10 protein-coding genes and 1 tRNA gene are annotated in these 9,446 nt (G+C 62.7%); 9 read left to right on the top strand and 2 right to left on the bottom strand.

Annotated elements, in window-relative coordinates; genetic code table 11:
- Window positions 1–17 precede the first annotated feature (17 nt).
- On the top strand, window positions 18–785 hold the full coding sequence (locus VFL62_RS13125; RefSeq protein ID WP_325172809.1) for a zinc ribbon domain-containing protein: 768 nt from the start codon (window positions 18–20) through the stop codon (window positions 783–785).
- Here the strand turns inward: VFL62_RS13125 and VFL62_RS13120 are convergent.
- Window positions 741–817 (bottom strand) — tRNA-Arg (locus VFL62_RS13120). The genes VFL62_RS13125 and VFL62_RS13120 overlap by 45 nt on opposite strands.
- 303 nt (window positions 818–1,120) lie before the next feature.
- Entirely contained in the window at window positions 1,121–2,587 is a 1,467-nt protein-coding gene (locus VFL62_RS13115; protein ID WP_325172807.1) for a HAMP domain-containing sensor histidine kinase, read from the bottom strand.
- Window positions 2,588–3,026: 439 nt separating this feature from the next.
- Between VFL62_RS13115 and rpmH the strand changes: the two genes are divergently transcribed.
- The 8 genes from rpmH to VFL62_RS13075 form a co-directional block, all read left to right on the top strand.
- Window positions 3,027–3,161 (top strand): 50S ribosomal protein L34, encoded by a 135-nt coding sequence (rpmH, locus tag VFL62_RS13110; RefSeq protein WP_006609582.1) that lies wholly within the window; start codon window positions 3,027–3,029, stop codon window positions 3,159–3,161.
- 35 nt (window positions 3,162–3,196) lie between these two features.
- Window positions 3,197–3,565, top strand: a complete 369-nt coding sequence (gene rnpA / locus VFL62_RS13105; protein WP_325172806.1) for a ribonuclease P protein component — start codon at window positions 3,197–3,199, stop codon at window positions 3,563–3,565.
- 3 nt (window positions 3,566–3,568) lie between these two features.
- The gene (yidC, locus tag VFL62_RS13100; RefSeq protein ID WP_325172805.1) at window positions 3,569–5,431 is read left to right on the top strand and encodes a membrane protein insertase YidC; all 1,863 of its coding nucleotides are present in this window, start codon (window positions 3,569–3,571) and stop codon (window positions 5,429–5,431) included.
- 100 nt (window positions 5,432–5,531) lie between these two features.
- Window positions 5,532–6,182, top strand: a complete 651-nt coding sequence (gene yihA / locus VFL62_RS13095) for a ribosome biogenesis GTP-binding protein YihA/YsxC (protein ID WP_325172804.1) — start codon at window positions 5,532–5,534, stop codon at window positions 6,180–6,182.
- Window positions 6,183–6,226: 44 nt separating this feature from the next.
- Window positions 6,227–6,556 (top strand): DUF423 domain-containing protein, encoded by a 330-nt coding sequence (locus tag VFL62_RS13090; RefSeq protein WP_325172808.1) that lies wholly within the window; start codon window positions 6,227–6,229, stop codon window positions 6,554–6,556.
- Between the two features lie 110 nt (window positions 6,557–6,666).
- Window positions 6,667–7,563 (top strand): acetylglutamate kinase, encoded by an 897-nt coding sequence (argB, locus tag VFL62_RS13085; RefSeq protein ID WP_325011545.1) that lies wholly within the window; start codon window positions 6,667–6,669, stop codon window positions 7,561–7,563.
- Between the two features lie 14 nt (window positions 7,564–7,577).
- Window positions 7,578–8,597, top strand: coding sequence for a DUF1036 domain-containing protein (locus VFL62_RS13080; protein ID WP_325172803.1), 1,020 nt, complete (start codon window positions 7,578–7,580; stop codon window positions 8,595–8,597).
- Window positions 8,598–8,771: 174 nt separating this feature from the next.
- Window positions 8,772–9,446, top strand: a 675-nt coding sequence (locus tag VFL62_RS13075; protein ID WP_325172802.1) for a pyrimidine 5'-nucleotidase, incomplete at its 3' end; no start/stop codon positions are given.

Raw genomic sequence — 9,446 nt, 5'->3', positions numbered from 1 at the left:
AGAGTCGAAGCCCGGCGATGACGCCGCCAAGAGTCGTGAGCGGACCGACCCTCCTTACCGGCATCTGCTTCTGCGCTGCTTGCGGTGGAGCGATGACGCTGCGCACGGGCAAGAGCGGCCGTTACCGCTACTACACCTGTTGCACCAAAGCCCGCCAGGGCGCGACCGGCTGTCCGGGGCGCACTGTTCCGATGGAAAAACTCGACAATCTGGTAGCCGAGTACATCGAGCAGCGCTTGTTACAGCCCAAGCGTCTTGAGCAGCTTTTGTCGCATGTACTCGATCGTCGGTCCGAGCGCGCGGAGCGACGAAGGTCGCACATCGCCGAATTGCGCAAGCGGGCGGCCGAAGCATACGCCAAGCTCAAGCGACTCTATGACGCCATCGAGAACGGCATCGCCGATCTGTCCGACCCCATGCTGAAGGACCGCATTGCTGAACTGAAGACCACGCGCGATCAGGCTCGCCTTGACGCAGAGCGGGCCGAGGAGGCGATTGATCGCGCGGGGCCGACGATCACCCCACAAGCGCTCAAGACGTTTGCCACGACGGCCCGCAAGCGGATGCGGAACGAGAGCGGCGGCTACCGCCGCGATCATCTGCGCGAGCTCGCCCAACGCGTCGAAATCGATCAGAAAGAGCTGCGCATCATGGGATCGAAAAGCGTGCTCCTGCGCACGCTCGTCGCCACATCAAGCGTAAAAACGACGGGTTTTGGCGTGCCCAGTTCTGTACCGAAGTGGCGCGCCCGGAACGATTCGAACGTCCGACCCTCAGATTCGTAGTCTGATGCTCTATCCAGCTGAGCTACGGGCGCGTTTTTCGCAAAATGGGACCCAGGGTCCGCCAGTCATCGCTGCAAGGTTTGCGAGGCTCGCGAAAGAGCGCACTTGCTACCTGCTCCGAACCGAATTGGCAAGGTCTGATGTCCCGGTTCTGACATTCGTACCGGGGTCGCAGCAAGTGCTCTTAACGAATGTCAGAACCTCAGGGACATCAGCAAATATTTGATTCCAGTGTGGCTTTGACTCTGACGTTCCTTTGAAGAGGTCGCGGCGAGACTGAAAGGAACGTCAGAGTCGCCACGCTGGCGGGGCTGAAATTGGCGTAAACGGACCGTTTAAGCCCGCGCCCGCTCGTTGCGGATGCTCAAGAGCTCGACCGGCCGATCCGGGATGGTGATGCGGAACGTGGCGCCGATGGTGCCTTCGACCAGGTGAATTTCCCCGCCATGGGCGCCGATCAGCTCGGCCGCGATCGCGAGCCCCAGCCCGCTGCCGCCGGGCCTGCCCGAGGTCTGGAACGCCTTGAACAGGTTTTCGCGGGTCGCTGGCGGAATGCCGGGCCCGGTGTCGGACACTTCGATGATGGCGACCGAGCCTTCGCGCCGGCCGGTGATGCGGATCTGCGCCGTGGGCTGGCCTTCCAGCGCCTGCTCGGCATTGCGCACCAGATTCAGCAGCACGCGGAACAACTGGTCGGGATCGGCATCGATCATCAGGCCGCGTTCGATCGCGCTGATCCAGGTGATCGAGGTATCGGCGGCAAGGCCGGCGGATTCGCGCACTTCCGACACCACCGGCTCGATCGGCATCATGCGGCGGTCGGGCGCGGCTTCCTGGGCGCGGCCATAAGACAATGTCGACTGGCAGAATGCGATCGCGCGCTCCAGCGACCGCATCAATTTCGGTGCAAACCGCTGCACCCGCGGATCAGGGACGCTGGCGAGCTGATCCGACAACAATTGCGAAGACGCCAGCAAATTGCGCAGATCGTGGTTGATCTTCGACACCGCGAGCCCAAGCGCGGCGAGGCGGCTCTTCTGATGCAGCATCGAGACGAGGTCGCGCTGCATATCGGACAGTTCACGTTCGGCGACGCCGATCTCGTCGCTGCGGTTGGAAGGCACAATGATTCGCGCCGAACTTTCCGGATTCTCGTGGAAGCTGACGAGGCTCTCGGTCAATCTCCGCATCGGCCGCACGAACAGGAAATGCAGCGCGAAATACACCAGCGCCGCAGTCAGGATCGCAATCGCCAGCGAAACCAAGAGCAGGTTGCGCGAAAAGCGGTACATCGCCGCGCGCAGCGGCACTTCATCGACCACCACTTCGATGAACTGGCCACCGCTCGGCGAAGGCCCGACGATGCGGATCGTCTGCTTGCCGGTCTCGAGCATCATCTGCAGCGAGGTGACGATCGAGGACCAGGCCGTCAGCGTCCGCATGTCGACATCGTGGTCGATCGCTGCCGGCAGATTGGCGCTGGCGAGCAGCCGCCGCTGCTGTCCGAGCTTGATCGCCACTGCCCGCGCACCGATGCTGTCGAGAATCTGACGCGACAGCGAGTCCGGAACCATGCCGGAGGGCGCGGCATCGAGAACCAGTGCGGCCGTGTTGGCAGAAGCCAGACGCGCATTAAGCCTGTTCATCCAGAAGTTGGCGATCGAAGGCACGTAGATCAGGACTTCGGCGATCATGACCAGCGGAATGGTCAAGAGCAGCAGCTTGCCGGACAGGCCGAGTCTGCGCGGGAGCCTCGCCTTGGGAGGCGCCTTGCTCGGCTGCTCGTCGTTCGCTGACGCCATAACTACCTTCGGAATCTCGATTTTTCTATGTGGACCCTGGATAAAGGCCCGTCAAATCAAGGTTTGATAACAGTCCGCAGGCGCCCGGCGGCTTCGGAATGCCGGTTCCCGGCGCGCTGTGGGTCAAGCTCCCGGCGGCGCCCCGTCCGGCCGCGAAAACGCCACCCGGCCTATCCAGTTAATACACCGCGACCATTGAATTATTCGGTCCCGGTCCCCGGTTTCGAAGACCTCCCGATCCGGCGTCCGGCCACATTGACGAAAAGGGGTCGCTCCCTTATAAGCCGCGCCAACTGTCGCGATGATCCGGCTGATCGCCGGTCGGCCTGTTTTGGGGCCGGAAATGGCCGGCTTTAAGGCCTGCTACCATCGGCGGACAACCCTCATTTAACAGGCAAATTGTCGCCCAAGCAGGCAAGTTGTCAGCGGAGAACGACCCGTGAAGCGGACTTATCAACCCTCCAAACTGGTGCGCAAGCGCCGCCATGGCTTCCGCGCCCGCCTTGCCACGACGGGCGGCCGCAAAGTCCTCGCCGCACGCCGCGCCCGCGGCCGCAAGCGCCTGAGCGCCTAACCGCCCGGGCCTCCCCTTCCCGAAGAGATCTCATCATGGATCGGCTAAGGCAGCGGGCGGACTTTCTCGCCGTTGCCAATGGCGCGCGGTCCAGCACGGCCGCTTTTGTCGTCCAGCGCCGCCGGCGCGACGATGACGGGCCGGTCCGGGTAGGCTTTACCGTTACCAAGAAAAATGGAACCGCGACCGAGCGCAACCGCATCCGGCGGAGGCTTCGAGAACTCGTGAGGCGGCTTCCCCCGCTGTCGCTGCAACCGAGCAGCGATTATGTGTTAATCGGCCGTCGGGCGGCGCTGACCTCCGACTTCTCTCACATGCTCGCAGATCTCAGCCAGGCGCTGCATCGCCTCGACCGGACAAGCGCACAGCGCGCGCCGCAACCGAAAAGAACGACGAGACCCTAAACGATGACCGACAATCGCAACACCATCCTCGCCGTCATTCTTTCCGGTCTCGTGCTGATCGGCTGGCAATATTTCTACAACATTCCGCAGATGGAAAAGCAGCGCGCCGCGCAAGTCGCGCAGCAAAGCCAGACCACCACGACGACGCAGCCAAATCAATCTGGCGGCTCGGCGACGCCGCAGGCGAATTCGCCTGCTCCGTCCGCCAATGCGCCGGCCAACGTTCAGGCTGGATCAGCCGCGCCGGTCAGCCGTGAAACCGCGATTGCAGCCGGCCCGCGCGTCAAGATCGACACGCCACGCCTTTCGGGAAGCATTTCGCTGAAGGGTGCGCGGATCGACGACCTGTCGCTGGTGCAATTCCACGAAACCGTCGATCCGAATTCGCCGCCGATCGTACTGTATTCGCCGTCCGGGACGCAGGAGCCCTACTATGCCGAGTTCGGCTGGGTGGCAGCCTCGGGCTCCTCAGTGAAGATGCCGGACCAGAACACGCTCTGGCAGCAGGAGACGCCCGGCAACCTGACGCCGAACCACCCGATCACACTGAAATTTGAGAATGGCGACGGCCTCACCTTCCGCCGCACCATCGCGGTCGACGACCGCTATCTCTTCACCATCAAGGACGACGTCAGCAATGTCGGCAACGCGCCGGTCACGCTTTATCCTTTTGCGCTGATCTCGCGTCACGGCACGCCGCAGGTCTCGGGCTACTACATTCTGCATGAAGGCCTGATCGGCTATCTCGGCGACCAGGGTCTTCAGGAATATACCTACAAGAAGATCGACGAGGCCAAGAACGTCTCCTTCAAGGTGACCAACGGCTGGCTCGGTATCACCGACAAATACTGGGCCTCGGCGCTGTTGCCCGACACCCGCGCCCAGTTGCAGGCGCGCTACTCATCCAATCTCGTCGGCAATGTCCGGACCTATCAGACCGACTATCTCCAGGACGCGCAGACGATCGCGATCGGCGGTACCGGCAGTGCGCATACGCGGCTGTTCGCCGGCGCCAAGGAAGCCGACGTCGTCGGCTACTGGTTCGGCGGCCACGACGGTTATAACGGCAAGCTCGATCTCAACCACTTCGATCTGTTGATCGATTGGGGCTGGTTCTACTTCATCACCAAGCCGATGTTCTGGGCGCTGGACTCCTTCTTCCACCTGTTCGGCAATTTCGGCATTTCGATCCTGTTGGTGACGGTGCTGGTCAAGCTCGCCTTCTTCCCGCTCGCCAACAAGTCCTACGCCTCGATGGCGAAGATGAAGTCGGTGCAGCCGCAGCTCGCGGCGCTGAAGGAACGCTATCCCGACGACAAGGTGAAGCAGCAGCAGGAGATGATGGAGATCTACAAGAAGGAGAAGATCAACCCGATCGCCGGTTGCCTTCCCGTCGCCCTGCAGATTCCGGTGTTCTTCTCGCTCTACAAGGTGCTGTTCGTCACCATCGAAATGCGGCATGCGCCGTTCTATGGCTGGATCCATGATCTGTCGGCGCCCGATCCGACCAACCTGTTCAACCTGTTCGGCCTGCTGCACTTCGACCCAACGCAGCTTCCGGTGTTCGGCCACTATCTGGCGCTTGGCGTCTGGCCGATCATCATGGGCATCACGATGTGGTTCCAGTTCAAGCTGAACCCGACGCCGCCTGATCCGACCCAGCAGATGATCTTCGGCTGGATGCCGTTGATCTTCACCTTCATGCTGGCCGGCTTCCCGGCGGGCCTCGTGATCTACTGGGCCTGGAACAACCTGCTCTCGGTGTTGCAGCAGAGCCTGATCATGCATCGCAACGGCGTGAAGGTGGAGCTGTTCGACAATCTCAAGGCGACCTTCGTCTCCAAGAAGGCTGAATCGAAGACGTGACGCCGATCGCGTCATTGCGAGCGCTGCGAAGCAATCCAGATCCGTTGACTGGATCGCTTCGTCGCTCTGCTCCTCGCGATGACGGGAGTAGTGTCATCGCATGACCCCAGAGCCCGATGCTGACCTGATCGAACAGGGCCGCAAGCTATTCGCTGGCGACTTCAAGTTCATCTGGGCCTCGCCCTCGATCGAGACCTTGCCGCCGATGGCGGGCGTGGAGATTGCCTTTGCCGGCCGCTCCAATGTCGGCAAGTCGAGCCTGATCAACGCGCTCACCGGCCGCAACGCGCTGGCACGCACCTCGTCGACGCCCGGCCGCACCCAGGAACTGATCTTCTTCGACGGCCCTGCGCAGGCCGGCCTGCGGCTGGTCGACATGCCCGGCTACGGCTATGCCGCGGCCTCCAAGGCCAAGGTCGCCTCATGGACCGCGCTGATCCACAAATATCTGCAAGGCCGCAGCAATCTTGCCCGCGTCTATGTGCTGATTGATGCCCGTCATGGCCTCAAGGAGGTCGATCTCGACGTGCTCAAGACGCTCGACCGTGCCGCCGTCAGCTACCAGGTGGTTCTCACCAAGGCCGATCAAGTCAAGCGCGGCGACCTCGAACAGCGCATCGGCGATGTGAAGACCGCGCTAGCAACACACCCGGCGGCGTTTCCGGACGTGATCGCGACATCCTCGCAAACCTCGGCGGGAATTGCGGAACTGCGGGCCGCGATGGTGCGCCTGCTGGAGGAGCGGCGGTGAAACATCTTCGCACGCTTCGCATCCTTGTCATCCTCGCCGGTATCATGGGCGCTGACGGCGTGATCCTGGCGGCGCTCGCCGCCCATCAGGCCGATGCGTCGCGGCTGTTGCCGGCCTCCTCGATGCTGCTGTTTCACGCCGCCGCCGTGCTGGCGGCGGTCGCCTTGACCGAGCGCGGCATCGTGACCGCTAAAGGCGGACTCATGGCCGCCTTCGGTTTCGTGGTGGCGTCGGCGCTTTTCGCGGGCGATCTCAGTTTTCGGCACTTTGCCGGCCACGCTTTGTTTCCGATGGCCGCGCCGACCGGCGGGACGCTTCTGATCGCGAGCTGGCTGGGACTAGCCGTCGCCGCCGCCTGGCCAAGGCGAAGCTAGCATGCCTTCTTCCTTCTCCCCTTGTGGGAGAGGGGAAAACCCGCACTTTGCTCCTCGCGCGACAATCGGATAGAACCCGGCTCGACATCCGCATCCGCGAGACCCGCTTCATGACAGACGCGTCCAACATCACCCCGCTCGATCAGGCCCGCATCCTGTCGGAAGCGCTGCCGCACATGCAGGAATATGACGATGAAACCATCGTCATCAAATATGGCGGCCATGCGATGGGCGCGGAGGATGTCGCCAAGGCGTTCGCGCGCGACATCGTGCTGCTCGAGCAGACCGCCATCAATCCGGTCGTGGTGCACGGCGGCGGGCCGCAGATCGCGACCATGCTCAAGCGGCTCGGCATTCAATCCGAATTCGCCGCAGGGCTTCGCATCACCGATGCCGCGACCATCGAGATTGTCGAAATGGTGCTGGCCGGCTCGATCAACAAGCAACTCGTCGGCTACATCAACGAAGCCGGCGGCAAGGCCGTCGGCCTCTGCGGCAAGGACGGCAACATGGTGACGGCGTCGAAGGCGACGCGCACCATGGTCGATCCGGATTCGCATATCGAGAAAGTTGTCGATCTCGGTTTTGTCGGCGAACCCGAGAAGGTCGATCTCACACTGCTGAACCAGATCATCGGCTATGAGCTGATCCCGGTGTTGGCGCCGCTTGCGACCTCGAAGAGCGGCCAGACCTTCAACGTCAACGCCGACACTTTTGCCGGCGCGGTCGCCGGCGCGCTGAAGGCCAAGCGGCTGTTGCTCTTGACCGACGTGCCGGGCGTGCTCGACAAATCCAAGAAACTGATCCCCGACCTTTCGATCAAGGATGCGCACAAATTGATCGCCGACGGCACGATTTCGGGCGGGATGATTCCAAAGGTCGAGACCTGCATCTATGCGCTGGAACAGGGCGTGCAGGGCGTCGTCATCATCGACGGCAAGCAGCCGCATGCGGTGCTGCTCGAACTCTTCACCAACCAGGGCACGGGCACGCTGATCCACAAGTGATGGCACGACAAGTGATGACAGGCGCGCTTACGCAACTGCGGCCCATCATCGCCGGATTTTTTCCGGCCATCGCGCTGCTCGCCGGAGCAGCACCCGCCCACGCCGACTTGAAGCTCTGCAACCGCATGAGTTATGTGATCGAGGCCGCGATCGGCATCGACGACAAATCGACGACCGCCACCCGCGGCTGGTTTCGCATCGATCCCGCGGCCTGCCGCGTGGTGTTGCAGGGCGCGCTGACGGCCGACCGCATCTTGCTCAATGCACGCGCACTTGCGGTTTATGGCGCCTCGCCGCTGCCGCAGAACGGCAGCGACACGCTGTGCGTTTCGCGGGACAACTTCATCATCGCCGCGGCCCGCCAATGCCGCCCGGGCCAGACGTCGGCGCCTTTCACTCCGATCAATCCGACCAAGGCCGACGATGGCAATCTGGTCGCCTATCTGGCGGAAGACAGCGAATATGACGACGACCAGGCGCGCTTGGCCGCGATCCAGCGGCTCCTCGTGATCGCAGGCTTCGATGCCTCGCCGATCGACGGCGTCGACGGCCCAAAGACGCAAGCCGCGCTGTCGGCGTTCCTCAAGAGCCGCGGGCTGTCGGCGGATTTCGTCCAATCGCCGAATTTTTTCACCACCATGGTCGAAGCGGTGCAGGCGCCCTCCTCCACCGGGCTCACCTGGTGCAACGATACCCCGCACAAGGTGATGGCAGCGGTGGCGACCGACGACGGCAAGTCGGTGACGAGCCGCGGCTGGTATCGCATCGAGCCCGGCAAATGCCTGCATCCCGACGTCACCGGACAGCCGAAGCGCATCTTCAGTTTTGCCGAAGCGGTCGACGCCGATAACCGCACCGTCGTATTCAAGAATAAACCGCTGAACTGGGGCGGCGACACCCAGCTCTGCACCCGCGAGAACAAGTTCGAGGTCAGCGAACAGGGCGATTGTGCGACCCGCGGTCTCTCCACGACGGGATTTGCAGGCGTGGACCTCTCTGGCGGCGGCAAGACGCTGCGCTTTGCGATGCCGTGATGATGCAACCGCAAGCTCCGCCGTCGTCCCGGACAAGGGAGTGGAACGAGCGCGATCCGGGACCCATAACCACAGAGCGGCGTTGCTGGCCCACGCGGAAGACAACTTCCAGCGCGTCTAACTATAACCGCCGCGGCGTATGGGTCCCCGCGTGCGTGGGGATGACGAATTGAGATGACGATGCCGGCGAAACGCGCCTTCGATCATGTCGATACCTGGGTGTTCGACCTCGACAACACGCTTTATCCGCACCATGTCAATCTCTGGCAACAGGTGGATGCGCGCATCGGCGAGTTCATCGCTGCTTATTTGAAGGTGTCGCCGGAAGAGGCGCGGTTTATCCAGAAGGACTATTACCGCCGCTACGGCACCAGCATGCGCGGCATGATGACCGAGCACGGCGTTCACGCCGACGACTATCTTGCTTACGTGCACCAGATCGACCACTCGCCGCTCGAGCCCAATCCGGCGATGGGAGCTGCGATCGCCAAACTGCCGGGCCGCAAGCTGATCCTGACCAACGGCTCGACCGATCATGCCGGCGCCGTGCTGGAACGGCTTGGCTTGGCTGCGCATTTCGAAGCGGTCTTCGACATCATCGCCGCCGAGCTCGAGCCGAAACCGGCGCCGCAGACCTATCACAAGTTTTTGCGTGATCACGCCGTCGATCCGGCCAGGGCGGCGATGTTCGAGGACCTCGCCCGCAATCTCGTGGTCCCGCACCAGCTCGGCATGACCACCGTGCTGGTGGTGCCCGACGGCACGCAGGAGGTGGTGCGCGAGGACTGGGAGCTGGAGGGCCGCGACGACCCTTACGTCGACTACGTCACCGACGACCTGACGAGGTTT

The organism is Bradyrhizobium sp., from assembly GCF_035701725.1.
Taxonomy (GTDB): domain Bacteria; phylum Pseudomonadota; class Alphaproteobacteria; order Rhizobiales; family Xanthobacteraceae; genus Bradyrhizobium.
The sequence above is the reverse complement of the archived record's forward strand: the minus strand, read 5'-3'. Positions and strand labels throughout refer to the sequence as shown.

Coding starts and splice junctions, on each gene's coding strand:
- VFL62_RS13125 (WP_325172809.1), top strand. CDS start 18: ATGACGCCGCCAAGAGTCGTGAGCGGACCGACCCTCCTTACCGGCATC.
- rnpA (WP_325172806.1), top strand. CDS start 3,197: ATGGATCGGCTAAGGCAGCGGGCGGACTTTCTCGCCGTTGCCAATGGC.
- yidC (WP_325172805.1), top strand. CDS start 3,569: ATGACCGACAATCGCAACACCATCCTCGCCGTCATTCTTTCCGGTCTC.
- argB (WP_325011545.1), top strand. CDS start 6,667: ATGACAGACGCGTCCAACATCACCCCGCTCGATCAGGCCCGCATCCTG.
- yihA (WP_325172804.1), top strand. CDS start 5,532: ATGACCCCAGAGCCCGATGCTGACCTGATCGAACAGGGCCGCAAGCTA.
- VFL62_RS13090 (WP_325172808.1), top strand. CDS start 6,227: ATGGGCGCTGACGGCGTGATCCTGGCGGCGCTCGCCGCCCATCAGGCC.
- VFL62_RS13080 (WP_325172803.1), top strand. CDS start 7,578: ATGACAGGCGCGCTTACGCAACTGCGGCCCATCATCGCCGGATTTTTT.
- VFL62_RS13115 (WP_325172807.1), bottom strand. CDS start 2,587: ATGGCGTCAGCGAACGACGAGCAGCCGAGCAAGGCGCCTCCCAAGGCG.